This is a genomic window from Pedobacter riviphilus (assembly GCF_014692875.1).
Classification (GTDB): Bacteria; Bacteroidota; Bacteroidia; order Sphingobacteriales; family Sphingobacteriaceae; genus Pedobacter; species Pedobacter riviphilus.
Genome location: NZ_CP061171.1, coordinates 3,016,269 through 3,040,634 on the forward strand (window position 1 = coordinate 3,016,269; position 24,366 = coordinate 3,040,634).

The 24,366-nt window shown below is 37.9% G+C and carries 18 protein-coding genes and 1 pseudogene; 12 read left to right on the forward strand and 7 right to left on the reverse strand.

The genetic code is table 11. The annotated features are described in order from the left end of the window. Positions 1–177 precede the first annotated feature (177 nt). Positions 178–1,074, reverse strand: a complete 897-nt coding sequence (locus H9N25_RS12430) for a glycoside hydrolase family 25 protein (RefSeq protein ID WP_167295062.1) — start codon at positions 1,072–1,074, stop codon at positions 178–180. A gap of 140 nt (positions 1,075–1,214) precedes the next feature. Between H9N25_RS12430 and H9N25_RS12435 the strand changes: the two genes are divergently transcribed. Then, positions 1,215–2,462 carry an MFS transporter gene (locus H9N25_RS12435; RefSeq protein WP_190326080.1) on the forward strand — a complete coding sequence of 416 codons (1,248 nt, stop codon included), beginning with the start codon at positions 1,215–1,217 and terminating at the stop codon, positions 2,460–2,462. A gap of 20 nt (positions 2,463–2,482) precedes the next feature. Here the strand turns inward: H9N25_RS12435 and H9N25_RS12440 are convergent, their stop codons facing one another. After that, positions 2,483–3,463 carry a glycoside hydrolase family 43 protein gene (locus H9N25_RS12440; RefSeq protein WP_190326081.1) on the reverse strand — a complete coding sequence of 327 codons (981 nt, stop codon included), beginning with the start codon at positions 3,461–3,463 and terminating at the stop codon, positions 2,483–2,485. A 61-nt stretch (positions 3,464–3,524) separates the two neighbouring features. Here H9N25_RS12440 and H9N25_RS12445 point away from each other — a divergent pair, with 61 nt between their 5' ends. Beyond that, a complete protein-coding gene (locus H9N25_RS12445) occupies positions 3,525–3,758 on the forward strand; it encodes a hypothetical protein (protein ID WP_190326082.1) in 234 nt (77 codons plus the stop codon). A gap of 516 nt (positions 3,759–4,274) precedes the next feature. On the opposite strand, the pseudogene H9N25_RS12450 reads toward H9N25_RS12445, so the two are convergent. Continuing rightward, positions 4,275–5,644 (reverse strand): annotated as a pseudogene (locus H9N25_RS12450) (dipeptidase). A 292-nt stretch (positions 5,645–5,936) separates the two neighbouring features. Here H9N25_RS12450 and H9N25_RS12455 point away from each other — a divergent pair. The 3 genes from H9N25_RS12455 to H9N25_RS12465 are packed head-to-tail and all read left to right on the forward strand — an operon-like array spanning position 5,937 to position 9,025. Further along, positions 5,937–6,917, forward strand: a complete 981-nt coding sequence (locus H9N25_RS12455; protein ID WP_190326083.1) for an SGNH/GDSL hydrolase family protein — start codon at positions 5,937–5,939, stop codon at positions 6,915–6,917. Positions 6,918–6,972: 55 nt separating this feature from the next. Continuing rightward, positions 6,973–7,527 (forward strand): PH domain-containing protein, encoded by a 555-nt coding sequence (locus H9N25_RS12460; protein WP_190326084.1) that lies wholly within the window; start codon positions 6,973–6,975, stop codon positions 7,525–7,527. Then, positions 7,520–9,025, forward strand: a complete 1,506-nt coding sequence (locus tag H9N25_RS12465; RefSeq protein ID WP_190326085.1) for a PH domain-containing protein — start codon at positions 7,520–7,522, stop codon at positions 9,023–9,025. The genes H9N25_RS12460 and H9N25_RS12465 overlap by 8 nt, the downstream gene beginning before the upstream one ends. Positions 9,026–9,073: 48 nt before the next feature. Here H9N25_RS12465 and H9N25_RS12470 read toward each other — a convergent pair whose 3' ends face one another. Then, positions 9,074–9,961: an NmrA family NAD(P)-binding protein gene (locus H9N25_RS12470; protein ID WP_223833367.1), complete on the reverse strand. Its 888-nt coding sequence runs from the start codon at positions 9,959–9,961 to the stop codon at positions 9,074–9,076. Between the two features lie 78 nt (positions 9,962–10,039). Here H9N25_RS12470 and H9N25_RS12475 point away from each other — a divergent pair, with 78 nt between their 5' ends. After that, the gene (locus H9N25_RS12475) at positions 10,040–10,393 is read left to right on the forward strand and encodes a winged helix-turn-helix transcriptional regulator (protein ID WP_167295070.1); all 354 of its coding nucleotides are present in this window, start codon (positions 10,040–10,042) and stop codon (positions 10,391–10,393) included. A gap of 412 nt (positions 10,394–10,805) precedes the next feature. Here H9N25_RS12475 and H9N25_RS12480 read toward each other — a convergent pair whose 3' ends face one another. Further along, on the reverse strand, positions 10,806–11,129 hold the full coding sequence (locus tag H9N25_RS12480) for a DUF493 family protein (RefSeq protein ID WP_190326086.1): 324 nt from the start codon (positions 11,127–11,129) through the stop codon (positions 10,806–10,808). Between the two features lie 854 nt (positions 11,130–11,983). Here H9N25_RS12480 and H9N25_RS12485 point away from each other — a divergent pair. From H9N25_RS12485 to H9N25_RS12505, 5 genes are all read left to right on the forward strand, one after another. After that, a complete protein-coding gene (locus H9N25_RS12485) occupies positions 11,984–14,287 on the forward strand; it encodes an ATP-dependent helicase (RefSeq protein ID WP_190326087.1) in 2,304 nt (767 codons plus the stop codon). A gap of 251 nt (positions 14,288–14,538) precedes the next feature. Continuing rightward, positions 14,539–18,078, forward strand: coding sequence for a chromosome segregation protein SMC (smc, locus tag H9N25_RS12490; protein ID WP_190326088.1), 3,540 nt, complete (start codon positions 14,539–14,541; stop codon positions 18,076–18,078). Between the two features lie 275 nt (positions 18,079–18,353). After that, entirely contained in the window at positions 18,354–19,328 is a 975-nt protein-coding gene (locus tag H9N25_RS12495) for a M28 family peptidase (RefSeq protein ID WP_190326089.1), read from the forward strand. A gap of 180 nt (positions 19,329–19,508) precedes the next feature. Next, positions 19,509–19,880, forward strand: coding sequence for a BlaI/MecI/CopY family transcriptional regulator (locus tag H9N25_RS12500; RefSeq protein WP_167295076.1), 372 nt, complete (start codon positions 19,509–19,511; stop codon positions 19,878–19,880). Beyond that, positions 19,880–21,214, forward strand: coding sequence for a M56 family metallopeptidase (locus tag H9N25_RS12505; protein WP_223833368.1), 1,335 nt, complete (start codon positions 19,880–19,882; stop codon positions 21,212–21,214). The genes H9N25_RS12500 and H9N25_RS12505 overlap by 1 nt, the downstream gene beginning before the upstream one ends. Here the strand turns inward: H9N25_RS12505 and rsmG are convergent, their stop codons facing one another. Both rsmG and H9N25_RS12515 read right to left on the reverse strand, forming a co-directional pair. Further along, positions 21,215–21,850: a 16S rRNA (guanine(527)-N(7))-methyltransferase RsmG gene (rsmG, locus tag H9N25_RS12510; RefSeq protein ID WP_167295078.1), complete on the reverse strand. Its 636-nt coding sequence runs from the start codon at positions 21,848–21,850 to the stop codon at positions 21,215–21,217. 148 nt (positions 21,851–21,998) lie between these two features. Then, entirely contained in the window at positions 21,999–23,093 is a 1,095-nt protein-coding gene (locus H9N25_RS12515; protein WP_223833369.1) for a glycosyltransferase, read from the reverse strand. A gap of 141 nt (positions 23,094–23,234) precedes the next feature. Between H9N25_RS12515 and tgt the strand changes: the two genes are divergently transcribed. Beyond that, positions 23,235–24,365 (forward strand): tRNA guanosine(34) transglycosylase Tgt, encoded by a 1,131-nt coding sequence (gene tgt, locus H9N25_RS12520; protein WP_057933434.1) that lies wholly within the window; start codon positions 23,235–23,237, stop codon positions 24,363–24,365. Position 24,366 lies beyond the last annotated feature (1 nt).

Here is a 24,366-nt window from a genome sequence, read left to right on the forward strand (position 1 = left end):
TCCCGCCTGGTGTCTTTAGGAGATTAAATTATCCATTAGCTAATCACCGGTTCATTATTGATTAACGACCTATTGAGCCTACTAAACAGATTGCTTCGTCGGCTGAAAAAGCCTTCTTGCAATGACGAAAACGGTTATGCATCATGCTTAATGAGCTAATAAACTGTAAACCAACAACTAATGAACTAACAATCTATCTAACGCCAAACTATCGCCATTAAAAGCATTAAAATCAACCACATGACCAATGCCATTGATTTTGGCTTTATCAGAGTGCTGCCAAAATTTCCAGCGGCTTTTATCCATCCTTAGTTTTGGTTGATAATAATGGGCGATCCATAAGGGATAATCATCAAAATGATCGACTAAATAATCTTCATAAAATTTAAGCCCGGTATAAACAATCGGCCTAACTTTGGTTTTCATTTCTACATAATTCAGAAAATCGGACAGCTCTGCCCTCATTTTCAAAGGAGAAACGCCATCTAGAGATTCAATATCCACAACTGGTGGTAAATCCCCTTTCTCGATTTTTACTACCTGTAAGAAAAATTTAGCCTGCGTTTTACCGTCTTTTTTTGGTCTGAAAAAATGATATGCACCGCAAATAATCCCTGCTTTTGGGGCTTCGCGCCAATTGCGTTGAAAATAAGGATCAACCAGCATTAATCCCTCTGTGGCTTTGATAAAGGCAAAACGGATACTGACCTCATCTTCTTTCATTTCCTTTACCTTTTGCCAGTTTATTTTACCCTGGTAATAAGAAACATCAATACCATGAATAGTATATTTTTTGGGGATTTTGATGTTAAAACTTTCGTAGGTTCTGTAATTTGGGTCTTGCCCCCAATCTTTAACCCAGCGCCAGGTAGCCACAAAACTTCTTAAAACATAACCGTAATAAAATGGGGATAGTAAAACCAACAATAAGCCTGCAATAACCAATTTAAGTTGAACCGAAATACCACCTTTCTTTTTTCTGCCCGTTGCGGATTTTCTGGCTGCAGGTTTCCTAACGGCAGGTTTTCTGGCAACTGGACTTTTGTTGATTGGGGTTCTTTTCTCTGGCGGCATTTGATCGGTTTCCGGATGCAAATTTGTAAAAAATTATGGGATATTCTTTGCTCATATTTTTTAATCTAACAAGCGGATATTGAATTCAGATGATTAATTAATATCTGGCTTTTGCTATTTTTACTGCATCTAAATACACCATGTTTAAACTTATTTTCAACACCTATAAAACATCATTCAGCGGATTAAGCAAAGAAACCTGGCTTTTAAGTATTGTAATGATGTTTAATAGATGTGGAAGCATGGCCGTTCCGTTTATGGGCTTATACGTTACCCAAAGTTTACACCGCTCGGAAATGGAAGCTGGTTTGATTATCACCTTATTTGGCGTAGGATCAATTCTGGGTTCGGCAACAGGAGGAAAATTGACCGACATGATTGGTTTCCGACCGGTACAGATCCTCTCGTCGATAGTAGGCGGTTTACTTTTCATCCTATTTTCTACCATTACTCACTTTTACAGTCTATGCATTTTAACTGTTGTTATCAGCTTTTTTTCTGAGGCATTCCGTCCTGCGAATTTCACGGCGGTTGCACACTACGCTGCAGAAGGGGCTATAACAAGATCGTACTCTTTAAACAGACTTGCAGTAAACATCGGTTGGTCAGTGGGTATTAGTTTAGCAGGAATTATTGCTTCAATTAATTATAAGCTTTTGTTTATTGTTGAAGGTGGGGTAAGCATTATTGTTGGTTTATTAATCTTATCGTTTTTGCCACAAGTGAAAGATTTTATTAAAAAGGCTAAAGAAAACGCCAGCAACATGGTTATTATAAAACCATGGGAAGATGTTTTCTACGTAAAGTTCATTCTGCTTACTACTGTTTTTATTACCTGTGCTTTCTTAATGTTTAGGGTTGTTCCGGTATTTTTTAAGGAACAATGGCATATCGATGAATTTCAAATTGGAATTATTATAGGCATCAATGGGGCCGTAATCGCTTTGTTTGAAATGATCATGATCAACAAGATAGAAGCCAAAAGATCGCCAATGTTTTTTATTATTGTTGGTGCGGTTCTATTTTCAATTTCATACATTATTTTAAGTGCCCCCGTTAGTTTCCATATTGTTGCAGCAGTACTTACCATTGTAGTTTTTACCTGCGGAGAGATGCTCACCTTACCTTTTATAAACACCATCGTAATTAGCAGAAGTAACGAACATAACAGAGGCTTATATGCCGCAGGTTATACCTTGAGTTGGTCGTGTGCGCAGGTTGTTGGCCCATTATTTGGTTTCTTTGTTGCTAAAAACTTAGGTTATAACTGGCTTTGGCTGGGGTTGGCTGGTATGCTTTTATTATGCACATGGGGTTTTAACACACTGAATAAAAAACAGGCAAAAACTGTTTTACAAAAAAGTGAAGCGCAGCTGGAAATTGAATAAAACCTCCAGCCGAACAGCAATTATTTAACTTTCTGGGCTTTTACACCTTCGTTGGTAATTTTTACAGGAAGAATGTTGCCATCGGCATCAAACTTCATTTCATCAATACAGGTTACGCGATGATTGCCATCGGTTTCGGTTAAGGGACGGCGGTGATAAACAATGTAATATTGTCCTTTTTTCTCGTTAATAATTACAGAGTGATGGCCTGCACCTGTAGCAATGGCCGCATCTTGCTTTAAAATTTTGCCAATCCGCTTAAACGGACCGAAAGGCGAATCGCCAACAGCATATGCTACTGAATAATCGGGACCAGTCCAGCCGCCTTCGCTCCACATAAAATAATATTTACCATTTCTGATGAACATATATGGCCCTTCTACGTAGTTATCAGGTGTAATTTCTTTAAAAGTTGTACCATCTTCAAAAGGCAAAAAGCCAGTAAAATCTTTATTCAATTTTGCAATATTGCAATGTTTCCAGCCACCATAAATTAAATAATACTGGCCGTCTTTATCTTTAAACACAAACTGATCAATAGGTTGGGCGCCATTATGGAATATATCTACTAAAGGTTTCCCTAAATGGTCTTTATATGGCCCCTCTGGTTTATTGGCAACGGCTACGCCAATTCCACCAATTTCTTTATCACTCTGAATATCGTTGGCACCAAAAAACAGGTAATATTTTTTATCTTTTTGAACAATTGCAGGAGCCCACATGGCTTTGTTGGCCCATTTTACAGCGGCAGTATCTAGAATATGCGGGTGTTTTTTCCATTTCACCAAGTCGTCTGATGAAAAGGCATCTAAAAAAACCTGTTCTTTATACCTGGCCGAATAAGTGGGATAAACCCAATACTTATTCTTAAAAATAGCAGCATCAGGGTCTGCGTACCAACCTTGAAATATTGGATTTCCAGACTGGTTAATCGTTTTAGCATCTTGAGCTAAAGAAGTAAGTCCAGATAAAAGTAAAAGAGATGAGAATAGGTATTTCATGGGTACAATTTATAAAAAAATATGTGGTTTAAAAATTTGGGGAAAGGTTTAACCGCAAAATATGCGAAGAACACTGAGTTTCAAATTTAAGAAGAGTTTTTGGAAAGCAACTGCAGTGCTTATCGGTTTCGATAGCCCCGCTCCCGTTCCTGCTCCGATGAAGAATCGGGAACATCCACTCAGATCGGGTTTAGATGGCAGGGATAGCGATGCTATTAGCGTTTTAAAGCAAATGCCAGGAACAGGCTCCGCTTCGAAGAACCAGCCGCTGTTAAAACGAAATGAGGACTATTAGCGGTGGCGGGACTGCAGTACCTATGAAAAACAAACCGCTCATTTCCCAGCCAAATAAACCCGCTTAGTAGATGAGGTAGGCCTTCTATTCCGTTCGGACTGACCATAAAAGTTAAATTTATTAAGTTGTTTTGGAAAGCAAAACCTGTAACAATTCGGTCAAACCTGCCCCGCCATTTGTTTCAAATCCTCGCCCTCATACTTCGGCCTGCGGGTTTTACACTACGGTCGGGTTTAAGTGGTAAGATTGGCAATACTATTCAAGTTTTATAGCACATGCAGGAACAGACTCTGTTTCGAAGAACCAGCTGCTGTTAAATAAACCCGACAAAGCTAAATAGCCCGGAATGAAGTGCAACGAAATGAGGACTATTAGCGGTGGCGGGACTACAGTACCTATGAAAAACAAACCGCTCATTTTCAAAAAAATCAAGTTTTACTTTCATAAAAAATCCCTGCTTATATAAATAGGCAGGGATGCTCTTCGACTCCGCTCAGATTGACAAATTAAGCGTCTCTATTTGCTCAGCTCAGCGAAATATTTATGGAATAGCGGCAATGTTTCTATTCCTTTATAATAATTGTAAATATCATATTTCTCATTAGGAGAGTGTAGTGCATCACTATCTAAACCGAAGCCAAAAAGCACCGATTTAATACCCAATACATCTTCGAACAGCGCTACAATAGGAATACTGCCACCGCCACGTGTTGGAATGGCTTTTTTACCAAAACTATCTTCAATTGCCTTTTCGGCTGCCTGGTACGCAATACTATCAGTTGGGGTAACCACTGGTTCGCCACCATGGTGAGGCGTAACTTTTACCTTTACATTTTTGGGTGCAATGCTTTCGAAATGTTTGGTAAAAATCTCGGCAATTTCTTCTGAGCTCTGGTGCGGAACCAAACGCATAGAAATTTTTGCATTGGCTTTACTAGGTAATACGGTTTTTGCGCCCTCGCCAATATAACCGCTCCAAATTCCATTTACTTCCAAAGTTGGGCGGGTACCCGTGCGCTCCAGCGTCGTATAACCTTTCTCCCCCAAACTTCTTCAATATCAAGATCCTTTTTATATTCTGCTTCATCATAAGGTGCAGAATTTAAGGCTTTTTTCTCTCCATCTGATAATTCTACAACTTTATCGTAAAAAGCAGGAATGGTAATGTGGTTATTTTCATCATGTAAAGAAGCAATCATTTTACAAAGGATAGTTGCCGGATTGGCTACTGCCCCACCATAAACGCCTGAGTGTAAATCGCGGTTCGGACCAACTACTTCTACTTCCATGTAAGCTAAACCGCGTAAACCGGTTTCTATTGATGGATGCTCCATGCTAATCATCGAAGTATCAGAAATTAAAACCACATCGGCTTTTAAACGCTCGGCATTTGCATTTACAAAAATACCCAGATTAGCAGAACCTACTTCCTCTTCACCTTCGATCATAAATTTAACGTTGCAGGCCAGCGTGTTGGTTTCCATCATCAGTTCGAATGCTTTTACATGCATATAAAACTGTCCCTTATCATCGCAGGCACCACGGGCATAAATTTTGCCATCGCGTACAGTGGGCTCAAAAGGTGGTGTATGCCAAAGTTCTAATGGATCTGCCGGTTGAACATCGTAATGACCGTATATTAAAACTGTTGGTAAAGAAGCATCTATAATTTTTTCGCCATAAACAATAGGATATCCTGCGGTTGGGCAAATTTCTACCTGATCAGCACCTGCATCCTTTAATTTCTGTGCAACATAATCGGCAGTTTTTAAAACATCGCCTTTATATTTAGGATCGGCACTAACCGATGGAAAACGCAATAACTCAAACAACTCATCTAAAAAACGTTGTTTGTGCGTTTCTACGTATTTTTTAATCTCTTGCATAACAAAATTAGTTTGAGCAAATATAGGCTTTACCAAATAAAAGGCACAGTAAACCGTTAAATTATCCCACATAGGCATAAAACTTTGCTTATCGTCAGATAGTAATGCGTTTAATTAAATTTTAAAACTCTAAGTCAATGTGTTATCTTAAAACTTAAAACCGTCTTTTAATAGATACAAAAAAATGTTTTAATGTTGTAAAAAAAAATGGCATAACCTTATTTATATTTACTTTTTTGTAAATTGCGCCAATAACAGATATCCTTAAATCCTGTACGAAAGAATTTTAACAATGAAGTTTAGCGCAAAAGTTTTTCTATATCTGCTGCTGCTTCTTGTTGCCCGCATTTCTTTGTTCGCTCAAGGTACAACTCAACCCCCAACTCGTGTAAGTTGCCCGGAAGCAGCGCAATATTATTCTAAAGACAGTATAAATATTGTAACCTTTGGAGCCAGTACGGTAGAAGGCGTAAAAGGTCTTGGTTTTCAAACCATGCTCCAGAACAATTTTTTAAATTGTTATACGAACAAGATAGTGGATATTACCAATCATGGTATTGGGGGCCAGACTACTTTTCAGGGATTGCTCAGAATTGATAATGCAATAGCCAATAGAACCGGCTTTATTGTGATTGATATGGGGATTAATGATGCTGTTTCGATTGCTGCCGGCAAAGGAAGTGTAGCTGAAACCGTAGCTAATATGCGCGTTTTGATTACAACAAGCCTTAAACAGAAATTAATCCCGATTTTGTGTACGCTTCAGTTTGTTGATGATAGGACCATTAAAGGTTATGTTGCTGTAAATACCAACATCAGGAACCTTAATACGGCATACAAAAAATTAGCAACAGAGTATAAAATATATTTAGCTGATGTAAATGCGGCAATGAGACGTGATTTTTCACTTTATCAGGATGCATTTCATCCAAATGCACGCGGTTATAGATTGGTGAGCTATGTTATTTTCGACACCATTAATAAAGCCATTTTTGATAAATTTTTGAAGTTTACCGTTACTCAGAATTACCCAAATCCTGCAGCAATGCAAACGTTTATTGATATCGTTTTGCCAGAAACGGATAAGATTAACGTGCAGATTTACGATTTAATGGGCCGATTGGTTAAAACTGTAGTAAACGAATACCTTAATACAGGAAAACACACTTTAGAAATCAATACCTCTACTTTTGTTCCTGGTATTTATTTCTTCAAAATCTCTTCCGATTCCGGTCAATACAATTCTGCAAAAAAGTTTATTGTAGCGAGGTAACAAAAGATTTAAACATGAGTCTATTTATAGATTAATATGTTTTATATCTTTAACCATGGCTACTGAAACCGTTTTCACCAATGAAGTTATTGATCTTGATCTTCTTCCCAAATACGAAGACATTCTGTTAAGCAGGCCACATCCCGATTATTGGAAAATCATCTGTATTAATCTGTTGATCTTTTTTGGCCTACTGGGAATAACTATTGGTATACTCCTATTTTTTATTGATGAACTAAAACCAAACGCAAAATGGATTATCCCGCTTTATTTGTTTTTCCTAGCCATCTTTTTGCTACTCTATCGCGCCAGCTTTAAGAAACGGGGCTATGCTATCCGCACACACGATGTAATATATAAGAGTGGGATTATTGCCGAATCGACAACAATTGTTCCTTTAAACAGGATTCAGCATATTGAATTAAATGAAGGGATTTTTTCCAGAATGTACAAATTAGGGTCATTACAGCTATTTACCGCAGGTGGCCAAACCGGGCATATCCATATTTCGGGCATCGCAATTGACGAAGCAAAGCGTATTAGAGATCTGCTGTTGAAAAAACTAGACCTGCTTGAAAACCCAACAACTGAATTGAATCTTAATGAATAACGATTTTAGCAAACCACAGCGCGAATCGGCCTTTGGTATTATTATAATGGGCGCTCATACCATGCTAAAAATTGGTAAAGCGAGTTTTTTCTTATTCGTTATCGCATTTGTAAAAATGTCGAGCACTTCTTTTGCCTATCTCATATTAGGCATTTCTGCTATCGTTGTATTCAGTTTTATATTCGCCTATTTATGGTACTTAAAATTCACATTCTTTCTAGATAAAGAAAAACAGGAATTTGTGGTGAATAAGGGGATATTCAATCGCGACCAGGTCATTATTCAACTCGATAAAATACAGCAGGTTAACATTAACCAGAATATTCTGCAGAAAATTATTGGTGTTTATGGGTTAAAAATCGATACTGCCGGTACTCATGGAGAAGAAGTAAGCATAAGAGCTATTGACGAAACCTCGGCCTACGACCTTAAAGAACATTTATTAAATGGAAAAGCAGCAATTGAAATACAATCGGAAATTGAGCAGGAAAATGGCAAGACAGAGGAAGCACCTTTTTTAAAAATAAGTGCCTGGACTTTATTTAAAGTTGGACTTACCTCTAATTACGGACAAAGTTTGGCTTTACTTGCTGCTTTTTTTTACACGGTTATTTACGAGGGAAGGCAGTTGCTTGATGCTTTTAAAATTAATAAAGATGAAATTCAGAGCACAGTAACGGGTATGTTAACCATTGTTACAGTTTTTATCTTAATTGCATGCCTTTTAATTGTGCTGTTAATTATTAACCTGGTTAGAACCTTTTACAAATATTTCGAACTAGAAATTAGCGAGCATAAAAACACGCTGTTACTCTCTTCAGGACTGATTGCAAAGAAAAATACACTGATTAGCCCAAATAAAGTCCAGATTACAAAATACAGTCAGAATTACTTTCAGAAAAAGATGAATCTGCTAAACATAAGTTTAAAGCAGGCTCATTTTGGCCAAAGTAAAAAAGGACATGAAATACAGGGAAACACTTTAGAAATTCCTGGATGTAATGCTGGTGAACGGGATGAATTGTTAAAAATGATATTGGGCCAAACACCTTTGAAATCAAAAATATTTATCCCTGACTGGCGTTTTTTGAATTTACCGATTTTCTTTAAACTGATTTTACCAGTTGCGGCATTTTTAATCATTGCGTTTAATATCCCCGAGGTTAAACCTTACATCACTGCATCAATTGTTTATTTTATAGTTGGCACTTTGATGATTTATATCAGCTACCGCCGGCATCGGATTTCCGTAAGTCAAGATTTCATTATCAAAACCAGCGGAATTTGGGATATTTCGAATGAAATTGTACTGCCAAATAAGATTCAGGCCATTACCACTTTTCAGTACCCTTGGCACAAAGGCGTGAATGTTGGCCACCTCACTTTACATACAGCTGCAGGTCAGATTCACTTTAAATATGGTAATTATACCGAAATTAAACAATTGGTAAATTACTGGCTGTATCAGGTAGAAAGCGGAAATGAAGATTGGATGTGAACCATACAGTTGTCCCGGCTGCTAACCAGAACAACTGTTATTGCTTAATTAATTATCATATGCAGCAGCAAACTCAGCAGCAAAATCTTTAAGCTTAATGCTACCTAAAATAGGTCTGTTTTTATAATAATCTACAAAAAGTTTATTGCTTCTTATCGCGTCGCCCATTTCTACATAGTTTTTGGCTATTTCTTCAGGTAAACCGGCTCCTACCATTCCGTTAAATGCATCTTCATCGCTAAATTCTATCCATGGCAATTCTGGTTTACCAACTGCAGTACCTAATACTTTTGCAACATCTGCAGGCGTACTTTCATCCTCACTGGCTACATACTGTATGGTTTTACCTGTAAAATCACTTGCTAATACTTCAGCAGCTGCTTCAGCAATGTTACGGGGGTGCACCAAAACAAGTTTTGCATCGGTACCAAAATTAGATCCCAATATATTTGCATACTTAACCATATCAATGTTAGCTAAAAAGTTAATGTAAAAATAACCAGCACGCAAATGTTTTACATCTACCTCATTTAATGCAGCAAAAATATTTTCTACATCATGCAAGCCGGCAATCGGACCGGTTCCATCTGGCAGATCTGCACCTACACTACTTAAGTTCACCACTTTTTTAACCCCCGAGTCCTTTATAGCAGCAGCATAATTTTCGCCGATACCCTTAATATATGCTCTGAAATTTGGTGCTGCAAAATTCGGCGGCACCATGGTGTAGATGGCATCAGCCCCGGTGAAAGCATCCTTTAAAAATTCAATATCGCTTACACTACCAATTAATGGTATTGCGCCCAGCGATTTAATTTCTTCAGCTCTACCAGCGTTACTGCTAATAATTTTTACTTCATGGCCTTTAGCCACCAATATTTCGGCTAGCGGCTTTGTAATATTACCTGTTGATCCTGTTAATGTTATTTTCATCATTTTTTGTTTTTAAATATTGTATACAAAGCTATATTTGTACATACTTTTATACAAGTACTTACCCCAAAGTATGTAACTATGACAGCGATTAAAGAGAGTTCGACCCGTAATTTTAATAAAGGTGTAGCATTAACCAGCTGCCCTGTTACTTTTGTAATGGAGAAAATTGGTGGTTATTGGAAGCCGATTATTATTTTTCATTTAATGAGTGGGCCAAAACGTTACAGTGAGTTAAAACGTGCGATACCACAGATTACGGAGAAAATGCTTATACAGCACTTAAAGCAATTGCAAAATGACGACCTTGTTCATCGAGATGCGCAAGCCATTATTCCGCCTATAGTTACGTACAGCCTCACAAAATCGGGACAGGATCTATTTCAGGTATTAGATTCGATGGTAGATTGGGCCATTAAAAATGGCTCTGTTTAACTTTCATATGTGCTCATCTGGGCAATCAAATGACGAATAAATATATAGATAGGTGTTAAACCCTCAATAGTAGCAGAAAATAATGATATAAACCTTAGTGAAGCATTACCCCCGCGGTAAGAAGACAAGACGAAGCGAAACACGTGAACCAACTTGATTACCTTCACAGGTATTCCGCTCCGAAAAGAAAATTAGTCGATAAATAGACGAAATATTTTTTATTGGTTGAAAATGAAAGGACGGTTTTTCATTGGAGATTGCAGTCCTACTGTTCGCTGTAGCCCTCATGCTTCGGGGCTGCCGCTGCCATCAGGTTTACGAACAGCGTAGGTACAAAAGCAGCCTCAAATGAAATACGAATCTAGCTTTTCTAAAAACCAAAAGAAAATTATTTTAAATATGCGGGAGGAACCTACAGTATCATAATTCCTTTGATATTACCTACTTGTTTATAAACAGCTATCACTTCATCAGCATTTTGCACACGCTTTTTTACCGTAATCGAAACATATTTCCCAGTTTTTGAGGCATGTTCAATAAACTCATCATCAGGTAAAATGGCACGTAAATCTTGTATTTTATCTAGTCCGCCAGTGATAATAAATTTAAAATTGTAAACACCAGGAAACTGCTCAACACTTTCCAGTTTCTCTTTTAAATTAGCATAAATATCTGTATTTGCTCCATCAGGGATATCAGTAAATTCAATATCCTTATTTATTCTTTTCTCTTCCATAACGAAAGCATATCAAATTCTATACCCAAATAAACAAGGTGCAATTCTGACAGAATAAATGTTTATTTTAATTAAAATACCGCCATTTTGAGCGAATGGAAGAGACGAATGGCTAATACCCTATAGGTTTGCCTTTTATTCTCAAACAAACATGCAGGATAGCTTCTGACCACGAAGTAGCTATTAGACCTAAAAATTAATAAGAACAGCTAATAAAACGAGTTCAGAATGACGAGCTATAAAATTAAAGCTATGGGTTTTAATCCCTCAATATTAGCACAAACCCAATTTACATAAACCTTGGCGAAGCGGATACCGGCCTTGCGGGCAATGCCTGCAGCAGTATGAGCAAAGCAAAGGACTAACGAAACCAATGAAATACGGATGTAGCTTTTCTCAAAATCAATCAAAACAAGTTCTTTTTACCATGTTAGGCTATAAATTTCAACAAGTCTAACGGCATGAGGGATTCTGAAACAAGTTCAGAATGACGAGCTGTAAAATTAAAGCTGTGGGTTTTAATCCCTCAATAGTAGCACAAACCCAATTTACATAAACCTAGGCGAAGCGGATACCGGCCTTGTAGGCAATGCCTGCAGCAGTATGAGCAAAGCAAAGGACTAACGAAACCAATGAAATACGGATGTAGCTTTCCTCAAAATCAATCAAAACAAGTTCTTTTTACCATGTTAGGCTATAAGTTTCAACAAGTCTAACGGCATGAGTGATTCTGAATCAAGTTCAGAATGACGAACGATAAAATATTACTTTTGGTTTTTAACTAATTACTAACAACTTTGGCAAAAAGCGATAGGAATTGTTATTTTTGAGCCTCAAAAAAAACAGGAGCCGATTTGGATTATTTAGCAGGATTAAACCCACAACAAAGAGCAGCAGTAGAGAACACAAAAGGACCGGTAATGATTGTTGCAGGTGCCGGTTCGGGCAAAACCAGGGTAATTACCTTTCGTGTAGCCCACCTTATTCAAACCGGTACCGATCCATTTAACATTCTGGTGCTAACCTTTACCAATAAAGCGAGTAAAGATATGCGCGAGCGTATTAGTAAAGTGGTTGGTGCAGAGGCAAAAAACATCTGGATGGGTACTTTTCACTCTGTTTTTGCAAAAATTTTACGGGTAGAAGCCGAGAAAATAGGTTATCCGAGCAATTTTACCATTTATGATACCGATGACAGTAAAAATGTAATCCGTGCCATTTTGAAAGAAATGCAGCTGGATGATAAATTATACGCCGCGAACTTTGTTTTTAATAGAATTTCATCAGCTAAAAATAATTTAATTTCCTGGGGCGAATATCAAGCTAACGACCAGATACAGGCGGAAGATATTCAGAACAAACGCCCTTTGATTGGTCAGATTTACGAAACTTATGCCAAACGCTGTTTTAGAGCGGGTGCAATGGATTTCGACGATTTATTGTTCAAAACCAATATCCTGTTAAAAGAACATCCTGATGTTTTAAACAAATACCAACAGAAATTCAGGTACCTGATGGTGGATGAGTATCAGGATACCAACTTTTCGCAGTATACCATTGTGAAAAAACTGGCTGCGGCTTATCAGAATATTTGTGTGGTAGGTGATGATGCACAGAGTATTTACGCATTCCGTGGTGCAAACATCCAGAATATTTTAAATTTTGAACGCGATTATCCTGATTTAAAGGTTTATAAATTAGAACAGAATTACCGCTCTACCCAAAATATTGTTGATGCAGCGAGCAGTATCATTGCCAACAACAAAAACCAGCTCGAAAAAAACGTTTTCTCGGATAATGAACCCGGCGACCGCATTAAGGTTTCGCGGGCTTTTACCGATAACGAAGAGGGCAAATTAGTTGCCGAAGCCATTATTCAGGAACGAAGTACAAAAGGATATCAACACAACGATTTTGCCATTTTATACCGTACCAATGCGCAAAGCAGAGCGATGGAGGAAGGTTTACGCAAGCTAAATATCCCCTACCGGATATATGGTGGTCAGTCTTTCTACCAACGCAAAGAGATTAAAGATTTAATTGCGTATTTCCGTTTAACTTTTAATCCGAAGGATGAAGAGGCTATAAAACGCGTAATTAATTACCCTAAGCGTGGTATTGGCGATACCTCGATTGATAAAATTATTGTTGCGGCAGATCAGCATGGAAAAACCATGTGGGATGTAATTTCGAATGCACACGAATATGTAGACGGGCGTTTAGCCAATCAATTGAACGATTTTGCAACAATGGTGCAAAGCTTCCAGGCAGAGGCTAAAAAGTTAGATGCTTATGATACCGCTTTGTTTATTGCCCAGCATGCTGGTATTTTAAAAGAATTATATACCGATGACAGTGTTGAAGGACGTGCGAGATACGAAAATATTCAAGAATTATTAAACGGTATTAAAGAGTTTGCGGAGCGCGAAGACATTGAAGAAAAAGGGCTGGATATCTTTATGCAGGATGTTGCGCTTTTAACCAACGATGATAAGGATGGGGACAAAAATAAGGATACCGTTTCTTTAATGACGATCCACTCGGCCAAAGGTTTGGAGTTTAAAAACGTGTTTATCGTAGGATTGGAAGAAAACTTGTTCCCATCACAAATGTCGTTAACCAACCGCACTGATTTAGAGGAAGAGCGCCGTTTATTTTATGTGGCCATTACCCGTGCCGAAGTAAAACTGACACTTACATATGCCACTTCACGCTACCGCTGGGGAACTTTAACCAACTGCGAACCAAGCCGTTTCATTAACGAAATTAATCCGAAATTTTTAGAATTGGATGTAAAACCAGCCAAGTCGAACAGTTTTGAAGGTAATTTTGATGATGATCGGAAAACATGGACCTCGCAGCCGCGTGATTTCTTTAGCAAACCAAAACCAGCGGCCGGCGCAACTACTTCTGCCCCGCCAGCACGTCCGAAAACAACATCGCTCCTGGCAAAAGCACACGTACCAACCCCTGGTTTTACCCCATCGCAACCACATGAATTTCAAGGCGGTATGGAAGTTGAGCACGAAAAATTCGGCTTTGGAAAAATTATCAGTTTAGAAGGAGCCTTGCCTGATGTTAAGGCTACAGTATTCTTCCAGGGTTTAGGCAACAAACAATTACTCCTTAAATTTGCAAAACTGATGATTGTAAAATAAACACAGATTTCCATTTAGTCACGGAAATCAACGGAGATTCGTCATCCTGAACTTGTTTCAGGATCTTAACAGATTAACATAATAGATGCTGAATCAAGTTCAGCATGACGAGTGCTATTGAAATTATGCCCAGCGATGTATGCTCAGCGCTTTTCTATCTGCGTCCTTTGCGGTTAAAAACACCATGTTTAAAACTTGAAAAACCACAAAATTATCCTTATTATTGGAGTCGGTTCTCCCGATTACAAACCATGCAACTTACTAGGTTAGAAATTAAAGGTTTTAAGAGCTTTGGCGATAAAGTGACCATCAATTTTAATGAGGGTGTTACCGCTATTGTTGGCCCTAATGGTTGTGGAAAATCAAACGTAATCGATGCCATGCGCTGGGTTTTGGGCGAACAGAGTACCAAAGCACTTCGTTCAGAAAAGATGGAGAACATCATTTTCAATGGAACAAAAAACCGTAAACAGGCACAGCTTGCCGAGGTTTCATTAAGCTTTGATAATACAAAAAACATCCTTCCTACCGCCTATTCGCAGGTTACCGTAACCCGTAAACTCTATAGAAATGGCGATAGTGAGTACCGCTTAAACGATGTTCAATGTAGGTTAAAAGACATTACCGACCTTTTTCTGGATACCGGTATCGGCTCTGATAGTTATTCGATTATTGAGCTGAAGATGGTTGATGAAATTATAACCAACAAAGAGCATAGCCGGAGGTCGCTGTTTGAAGAAGCATCAGGAATTTCTAAATACAAATTACGTAAAAAACAGACTTTTAGCAAGTTAAAAGACACAGAAGCCGATTTAGAACGGGTTGAGGATTTACTTTTCGAAATCGAAAAAAACCTTAAAACCTTAGAAAATCAAGCGCGTAAAGCTGAACGTTATTATAAGTTAAAAGAGCAATACCGCGAATTGAGTGTTCAATTGGCTACGCACCGCATTGCCTTCTTCCGTACCGACTTAAATGCATTAGAAACCCAGGAGCAAAATCAGCTTGTAAACCGTACGGAACTTAGTACTAAAATAGATACCGGAGAAGCCGAACTGCAAAAACTTAAACTAGGCAGTATCAGTCAGGAAAAGAACCTTTCCATACAACAAAAGGCTACAAATGAGTTTGTTTCCAAAATCCGTGCTTACGAGAGTGAGAAAAAAGTAAAAAACGAGCAGATGCGCTTTTTACAGGAAAAAGAAACACGTTTATCTGGCGAGCTGGAAAAAGACAAAAACCAGGTTAACCACATTAAATACAACATCAAACGGTTAAACGAAGAGGTTTTAACAGAAACGGAGGTTTTTAACCGGTTGGAATCTGATTTAAAAAGCTTAAAATCTACGCTTGATACTTTACGCGAGCAACAGCAGACCGAGAAAAACAGGATTGATAACCTGATCAAATCGGTTAACGAGTTGCAAAACCAAGTATACCAGTCGCAAAAAGAAATCGATATCCTAAATATCCAAAAAGATGCACTGGTGCAGGAAACCAACCGGAATGTTGATGATACCGAAACCAAAACGTTAGAATTAAAGGCTTTCGATCATGCTTTGGCCGAACTTGATATTCAGGTAAGAGAAAAGCAAGCCAATATTAAAAACCTAACCGAAGCTGAAGAAATCTTAAAAGAGAAATTAGCCGCTTCAGAAATCAACCTGAGTGCGAACAAAGAAAAACTTACGTCCGAAAACCGTAAAAAAGATGCCAAGCAGAACGAGTATAACCTCACGAAATCTTTGGTAGACAGCCTGGAAGGTTTCCCTGAATCGATCCGTTTTTTAAAGAAAAATAATGCCTTTGCTAAAAGTGCCTTGCTCCTTTCTGATATTTTATTCTGTAACGAAGATTACCGCATAGCGATAGAAAATTACCTGGAACCGGTAATGAATCACTACGTTGTTGATCAATATGCAGATGCAGTTCAGGCCATTAACCTCTTAACTGATGCCAGTCGTGGCAGGGCAAACTTTTTTATTTTAGAGAATGTTCCTGATAAAAACCCTGTTATTGGCACTCACGAAGGGCTTATTTCAGCTTTATCAGTAATAGAGGTCGACAAAAAATACCAACACCTTTGCAACCTGCTTTTACAAAATGTGTACATCGCAGTAGCTGAACAAGAGAATTTATTTAAAGCCACGCCAACCGAAAGCTTAACCATATTGGCTAAAAACGGAAAATATGCCCAAACCAAATTCACTTTGGCAGGTGGATCGGTAGGTTTATTTGAAGGGAAAAGAATTGGTCGCGCCAAGAATTTAGAAAATCTGGCAAAAGAAATCAAAGTGTCCGAATCGCTGATTAACCAGTACGATGCTGCAATTAAAGCAGAAACAGAGAATATATTTAACCTGAAAGAGGCTTCAAAAATCAATCAGATCAATACTTTGCAACAAGAAATGAACCGTTTAAACAACGAACACATTTCTGTGCAAACCCGCCGCGATCAGTATCAGGAGTTTATTACCACCAGCGAAAACCGTAAAACAGATATTGCTCAAAAGATCGTATCGATAGAAAAAGCCTTATCTGAAAAATTGCCAGCATTGGTTCAATTGCAAAAAGACCAGCAAGAAGCACACCTTAATTTACAGGAACAACAACTAAATTACCAGGAAATTGCCGACCAGGTAAACGAAAGTGCAGGCAAATATAACCAGGATAATATCCGTTTCCACCAACAACAAAATAAATTATCAGGCTTAGAAAAAGATTTGGATTACCGTTTTGTACAGGAAGAAGCTTTAAATAAGCGCATTGCCCAAAACGATAAAGAATTACAGGAAACACTGACCCAAATTACGGCAACCTTACAGCACACTGATCTGAACGACGATACACTTTTAGAAATGTATCAACAGCGTGAAGAGATGGAAAAGGGACTTGCTGAAGCCGAACAAGCTTATTTCACGAGCAAGGGGAGCATAAACGAAGTTGAAAACGACCTGACCAATATCCGTAAAACCCGAGAAGAAACTGATTTCTTATTAACCGAAATCAAGGATAAAAAGAATGCATTAAAGATAGATCTGAATGCCTTAAAAGAGCGATTAGCCGTCGAATTCAACATCGATATCAATGATCTTCTAGAAACAGATACCGAAATTGAAGCTTTAGAAAGCGAGTTCGATCTACGCCAAAAGGTAGAGCGAATGAAACGCCAGCTCGACGAATTTGGTGCCATTAATTCTATGGCAATGGAGGCCTTTAAAGAAATGGAAGAACGTTATACTTTTATCCAGAATCAAAAAAAGGACCTTAATGCAGCCAAAACCGATCTTTTACAAACCATTAAAGAGATAGACGATACGGCTAAAGATAAATTTATGCAGGCCTTTACCCAGGCCCGTGAGCACTTTATTGTGGTTTTCCGCTCTTTATTTAATGAAGAAGACAGCTGCGACCTGATTTTATCAGATATCAATAATCCTTTAGAGGCTGATATCGATATTGTTGCCCGTCCGAAAGGGAAAAGGCCTTTATCTATCAATCAGTTATCTGGTGGAGAAAAAACATTAACGGCTACAGCCCTGTTGTTTTCACTTTACCTGTTAAAGCCTGCTCCTTTCTGTATTTTCGATGAGGTTGATGCCCCGTTGGATGACACCAACATCGATAAATTCAATAATATTATCCGTAAATTCTCTGATCAATCGCAGTTTATCATCGTATCGCACAACAAACGGACCATTGCCAGTACCGATATCATTTATGGGGTAACCATGGTAGAACAGGGTGTTTCGAGGGTGGTAGCGGTAGATTTAAGGGAAGTAGCAGCGTAAAAGTGGAAAGACTAAAACTAAGCCTGCAAAATACGGAAGAGCTATATTCTGAGCACTATTCCAATTTGTAAATTAAAGCAACAACTTTTGGCGACCTTGTGTCCTGCTGTACACTGTAGCCTCGCGGAAAAGCTCGGTCTGCCGTTGCCATCAGGTTTATAAACGCAATACAGTGCTTTTAACAACGTTTTCCTTTCTATACGCCAATAATTAATATCTTTAGAAAATTTAAACAATACGTCGTTGTGAGGCAATGACAACAATACTTATTATTCATGAAAATCCTTTATATCATTCCCTTAGCCATGATGCTAAGCTGCTGTTCATCAGTAAAGAACCAAAGTACAACAAGTAACGAAAAGCTCGATACCCAATTGCTTAAAGATGTAGAAGTGCTGTCTTCAGATGCTTATCAGGGCCGGAAAACAGGTACCAAAGGTGCAGAAATGGCACGGGCTTATATTATCGCACGTTTTCAGAAACTGGGTTTAAAATCCTATCCGCAACATGTAAATTATGCCCAGGAATTTACCTTTAATAGCAGAAACAGCGCTAAAGTAAACGGAACCAACATTATTGGTTACATTCCCGGAAAAGGTAACAATGCCATTGTAGTATCAGCCCATTACGACCATTTAGGCGTAGTAAAAGACGAAGTTTACAATGGTGCCGACGATAATGCCTCAGGAACTGCAGGATTATTAAAAATTGCCGCCTATTTTGCTAAAAACAAACCGAATAACACGATCATCTTTGCTGCTTTCGATGCGGAAGAAATGGGCTTACAGGGTGCAAAGGCGTTTGTTGGCAATCCACCGGTACCCATTAACACTATTGCCATTGATCTGAATATGGATATGATCAGCCATAGCGATAAAGGCGAACTTTATGTATGCGGAACTTTCAAATATCCTGATTTAAAGAAGTATGTAGATACGACTAAAACCAATATCAAATTACTTTTCGGCCACGATGATCCTAAACAAGGTCACGATGATTGGACAAACCAAAGCGACCAGGGCGCATTTAATGCTAAAAATATCCCATTCTTATATTTTGGTGTAGAAGATCATAAAGATTACCATAAACCAACAGACGAATACTCCACAATAACGAAACAGTTTTTCAGCAATGCAGCAAGTGCTGTATTAGATGTTGTAAAAAGTATCGACAAACAAACGGGCTTACAACAGTTGTTAAAAGATAAAATGATTATGATGGACAATCCAAGAAAATCGGAAAAATTTTAAAAAACTGATTCATAAAAATTTAAACCTGCCCCATTCGGCAGGTTTTTTTATGCTTTACAAATTTTAAAACAAAAATTATTAACCTGTTTATCAAATAGTTAAAAACAAAACTATAAAAATAGTTTGAAAACTATTTTTATAGTAGTAACTTCAATTAACCAAACTATAAAAATAGTTGCTATGATAAAAGAACTCACAAAAGCAGAAGAACAGATCATGCTCATCCTTTGGGAAATGGGCGAAGCCTTGGTAAAAGACGTGATCGAAAAAATGAACGATCCCAAACCTGCCTACAATACGGTTTCGACTGTAATCAGGGTTTTGGAAAGTAAAGGTTTTGTAAACCATAAAGCCATCGGTAATACACATATCTACTTCCCCATTATAAAAGAAACTGATTATAAACGTTTTGCGTTCGACAAAGTAATGAACAATTACTTCGAGAACTCTTACGAAAGCCTGGTTTCGTTTCTGGTGAAAGAAAAAAGTATGAGTACCGAAGAACTCAATGAAATTATCAAATTGGCAGAGAAACTTAAAAAAGACAAGTGATGAGCTGGCTATATTATTTACTCGAAGCAAATCTATACCTCATTTTATTTTATGGGTTTTATAGATTATTTCTCCACAGGGAAACCTTTTATACATTAAACAGATACTACCTGATTTTCAGCTCAGTGCTGGCCTTTATGCTCCCCTTTTTTCAGTTGGGATTTTTGAAAAAAGAGATAGTCATCAGTTATGCTACATTTACCGGAATTCCGGAAAAACCTTCACTCTTCACCATTGAAAATGGCTTATTGTTATTGTATGCAGTCATCTCACTGGTTTTAATCTTAAAAATATGCCTGGGATTACGCAACCTTAAAAGCATTATCACTAAAGCCAAAAAGACTAAAGAAAACGGTATTACCTTAATTGAGATCGAAAACTCAAAAATGGCATTTTCATTTTTCAATTTCCTGTTTATTGATCCCGAACTTGATCAGAAAACTACCATTTTAAAACATGAAATGGTCCATATCAGGCAAAAACATAGCGTAGATATCCTGCTATTCGAACTGATCCAGATTTCCAGCTGGTTTAATCCAATAACCTATCTCATTAAAAACGATATCAAGCTCATTCACGAATACCTGGCAGACGAAATAACAACCAATAAAGATATCGCCAAATACGAGTATGCCATGTTCCTGATCCAAAATTCCTATGGCAATCAGAAAGTTAGCTTAACCAATCATTTTTTTAACTCGTCATTATTAAAAAATAGAATAAGTATGTTAAATCAAACCAAATCAGCAAAATGGGCCAGGCTCAAATTGCTGTTTATCCTTCCGCTAACCGGATTGATGCTATGCCTGTCTACGATGGCATTTACAAAAGATTACGGCACCATCCAGCTGGGACAAAAAAAGGAAAGCTTAAGTATTGCTTTACAGGATACTACCCGTAAAAAAGCAAAACAGATTAAGCTGGTGCCACCTCCTCCACCGTTACCACCAAATGCCGCCAAGGCAAAAAAAACAGCTCCGAAAGTAGAAGTAATCCGTTTTAAACCACCAGTGGTTAAAAAAGATGGCAAAAGGTTGCCCCCGCCCGTAGTGATTAAAGATGAAAAAGTGGCACCTCCACCCCCACCTGTTGAGCCAAAACCAGCCAAAAGCGGAAATGACAGCGAAACCATTACCGGTATAGCTGTAATGAATGATAATAATAGGGCACAATCTATTACAAGTACTTCACCAGCAGAACAAAAGGAGTTAAAATCTGTAACTGTTGTCGGCTACCCAAGTACAGGCAATAAGAATACAGTTCCGGTTAAGAAGGTAAAAGGAACAAAGATCGTAGAAGTTATAGTTGTGGGTCAGCCCAGCAAAAAGCAATAACTACTGCGGTACGTAAACCACATATTTAGTCTCAAAGAAATCTTCCTCAAAATAAGCTGAAAGCGGATATAATTCTGCTTTCAGTTTTGATTCTTTGATCTCTTCAGCCAAATCACCGCCTTTTAAATACAAAATCCCATTTGGAATGGCATTTAATGAGTCTTTTTTAAATTTGCCCTGTATCCATGGATAGAATTCGCCTAATCGGGTTACTGCTCTCGATACCACAAAGTTAAATTTCTCTTTAATCTGTTCTGCTCTTAAATGGTCGGCCCTTAAATTCTCCAAACCTAATGCCGATGCCACTTCTTTTACCACTTTAATCTTTTTTCCAATAGAATCAACCAGATAAAACTCCGTTTCAGGAAACAAAATGGCCAATGGAATGCCCGGAAAACCGCCACCTGTACCCACATCTAAAACTGATTCGCCGGCTTTAAAAGTACACACCTTAGCTATCCCTAACGAGTGCAATACATGGCGCTCATATAACTCTTCAATATCCTTTCTCGAAATTACGTTAATCTGTGCATTCCAAAAACTGTATAAATCGAACAATTGAGAAAATTGAGCAATTTGTTTTTCACTTAGATCAGGAAAATATTTTAAAATGATATCAGGCTTTACGTCAAGCATATTGTAATTACTAAAAGATTATTAAATTATTTCCAGTTTACCTTTTTCTTGCCAAACAAGGCTAAAAATCCGTTCAGGGTTAAAAATAGAAACAAAAGTATGTCTAAAATCGGGAACCACCAACGCAAATCGCTATAGTTTAAGCGTTTCAGCAATTTTGGGTAAATAAACACCTGATGATGATACTTAATCCGAGGATTCCTAAGGCTACATATTGGGCCTCACGACTAAAAAACATACATGCAGCAAAGAATGCATAAAACAAAAACTGAAAAACAATCTGAAGACTTAAAATAAACTTATGCTTCGATTTATAGAGTTTTCCTGCGCCAAAATGACGTTTTTTCTGCCTCAGATAACCTCTCCATGTACTATTCGGTTCGCTCCAAACATGGCTATCGCGATGTAAACGAATCTCGGTATTATATTTATTGGCATGTGCATTTACAAATAAATCATCATCTCCTGATGGGATATGCATATGCGCCGCAAAGCCTTTATTTTTGAAAAATAGTGCTTTTTTATAGGCCATATTGCGTCCAACGCCCATGTACGGCATTCCTTTTAGCGCAAAAGACAAATAATTTACTGCCGTAAAAAAGGTTTCGAAACGGATAAGTGCATTCAACAGGCTTCTTTTTTTAATATAAGGAGAATAACCCAATACAATTTCTGTATTTTCATCAGCCGGCTGTTGCATGTCCATCAACCAATGTTCAGAAGCAGGCGTACAATCGGCATCGGTAAAAACCAACCAATCATATTTGGCAGCTTTTATACCCATGGTTACGGCAAATTTTTTGCCTGCAATAAACTTATCGTTATCTAAAATCTTAACTACTTTCAGGTTGCGATGCTTCTTCTCTAATTGTTCTAAAAATTCTTCTGTGCCATCCCAGGAGCGGTCGTTAACCACCACAATTTCAAACTCCGGATAATCCTGACTTAATAATACAGGGAGGTACTGCTCTAAATTTACAATTTCGTTTCGGGCACAAACGATCACACTTATTGGTTTTCGGGCAGATAATGGTATCTCTTCGATACTCACATTGGCCAATTTTAAATGAACAAAAAGTACATAATAAAGCTGAACCAACAGGCAAAAAGCCAGTATCGAGAGCAGAATAATTTCAAGCAGGGTTAATATCACGATGGTAAAATAAATAGGCGCAAATTTCTCATTTTTAATCTGTAAATCACTTTTATGTGGATAAAAAATTAAACAAAAATATGCCCTCAATTTTTGCTATTTTTGGCAGATTTTCGATGAGAAAAAACACATATGAACCGTCTGCCTTCAAAATAGCGATTAGTTTTAATAAAACGTGTTTTGAAGGTGGTAAGCTCCATCTTACAATTGGAGAAAAATAAATAGAAACAGATGAAATTTAGTTTACAGGCTAACGATCCACTATCTAAGGCCAGAGCTGGAACAGTAACAACTGCTCATGGCGAAATACAAACCCCTATTTTTATGCCTGTGGGCACTGCCGGAACGGTAAAAGCCGTACACCAGCGCGAACTTAAAGACGATATTGACGCAAAAATCATTTTAGGCAATACCTACCACTTATATTTAAGACCAGGTCTAGATATCCTCGAAAAAGCAGGTGGATTACATAAATTTATTGGTTGGGACCGCCCGATTTTAACAGATAGCGGTGGTTACCAGGTATACTCTTTAAGTAAAGTTCGTAAAATTAAAGAAGAAGGTGTTACTTTTCACTCCCATATTGATGGATCGAAACACCTTTTCACGCCAGAATATGCAATGGATATTCAGCGTACAATAGGTGCTGATATTATTATGGCCTTTGATGAGTGCACGCCATACCCATGCGATTATACTTATGCAGCGCAATCCATTAAAATGACGCACCGTTGGTTAAAACGCTGTTGTGCCCGTTTTGATAGTACAGAACCTAAATATGGTTTCGACCAAACCCTTTTCCCTATTGTTCAAGGTTCGGTGTATAAAGATTTGCGTATAAAATCAGCAGAGTTTATTGCCAGCATGAACCGTGAGGGCAATGCTATTGGTGGTTTATCTGTTGGTGAACCAGCCGAAGAGATGTATGCCATGACAGAAGTGGTATGCAATATATTACCAGAAGAAAAACCACGTTATTTAATGGGTGTGGGCACGCCGATCAATATTTTGGAGAATATTGCACTGGGTATCGACATGTTCGATTGTGTAATGCCAACCAGGAATGCCAGAAACGGCATGCTTTTTACCAGAAATGGAATTATAAATATCAGAAACAAAAAATGGGAGAACGATTTCTCTCCATTGGATGCAGAGAGCGATCTTCATGTTGATTTAGTAACCAGTAAAGCATATTTAAGACATTTAGTACATAGTAAGGAGATGCTTGGCGCTCAAATTGCTACCTTGCATAACCTGCACTTCTATCTTTGGCTGGTAAAACAAGCCAGGGAAAAAATTATTGCTGGTGAATTTTACGAGTGGAAAAACAAAATGGTTAAAGTATTAGGCAATAAGCTATAAA

Excerpts from the sequence above, each read along its gene's own strand:
- H9N25_RS12430 (WP_167295062.1), bottom strand. The coding sequence starts at position 1,074 with ATGCCGCCAGAGAAAAGAACCCCAATCAACAAAAGTCCAGTTGCCAGA.
- H9N25_RS12435 (WP_190326080.1), top strand. The coding sequence starts at position 1,215 with ATGTTTAAACTTATTTTCAACACCTATAAAACATCATTCAGCGGATTA.
- H9N25_RS12440 (WP_190326081.1), bottom strand. The coding sequence starts at position 3,463 with ATGAAATACCTATTCTCATCTCTTTTACTTTTATCTGGACTTACTTCT.
- H9N25_RS12445 (WP_190326082.1), top strand. The coding sequence starts at position 3,525 with ATGCGAAGAACACTGAGTTTCAAATTTAAGAAGAGTTTTTGGAAAGCA.
- H9N25_RS12455 (WP_190326083.1), top strand. The coding sequence starts at position 5,937 with ATGAAGTTTAGCGCAAAAGTTTTTCTATATCTGCTGCTGCTTCTTGTT.
- H9N25_RS12460 (WP_190326084.1), top strand. The coding sequence starts at position 6,973 with ATGGCTACTGAAACCGTTTTCACCAATGAAGTTATTGATCTTGATCTT.
- H9N25_RS12465 (WP_190326085.1), top strand. The coding sequence starts at position 7,520 with ATGAATAACGATTTTAGCAAACCACAGCGCGAATCGGCCTTTGGTATT.
- H9N25_RS12470 (WP_223833367.1), bottom strand. The coding sequence starts at position 9,961 with ATGATGAAAATAACATTAACAGGATCAACAGGTAATATTACAAAGCCG.
- H9N25_RS12475 (WP_167295070.1), top strand. The coding sequence starts at position 10,040 with ATGACAGCGATTAAAGAGAGTTCGACCCGTAATTTTAATAAAGGTGTA.
- H9N25_RS12480 (WP_190326086.1), bottom strand. The coding sequence starts at position 11,129 with ATGGAAGAGAAAAGAATAAATAAGGATATTGAATTTACTGATATCCCT.
- smc (WP_190326088.1), top strand. The coding sequence starts at position 14,539 with ATGCAACTTACTAGGTTAGAAATTAAAGGTTTTAAGAGCTTTGGCGAT.
- H9N25_RS12495 (WP_190326089.1), top strand. The coding sequence starts at position 18,354 with ATGAAAATCCTTTATATCATTCCCTTAGCCATGATGCTAAGCTGCTGT.
- H9N25_RS12500 (WP_167295076.1), top strand. The coding sequence starts at position 19,509 with ATGATAAAAGAACTCACAAAAGCAGAAGAACAGATCATGCTCATCCTT.
- H9N25_RS12505 (WP_223833368.1), top strand. The coding sequence starts at position 19,880 with ATGAGCTGGCTATATTATTTACTCGAAGCAAATCTATACCTCATTTTA.
- rsmG (WP_167295078.1), bottom strand. The coding sequence starts at position 21,850 with ATGCTTGACGTAAAGCCTGATATCATTTTAAAATATTTTCCTGATCTA.
- tgt (WP_057933434.1), top strand. The coding sequence starts at position 23,235 with ATGAAATTTAGTTTACAGGCTAACGATCCACTATCTAAGGCCAGAGCT.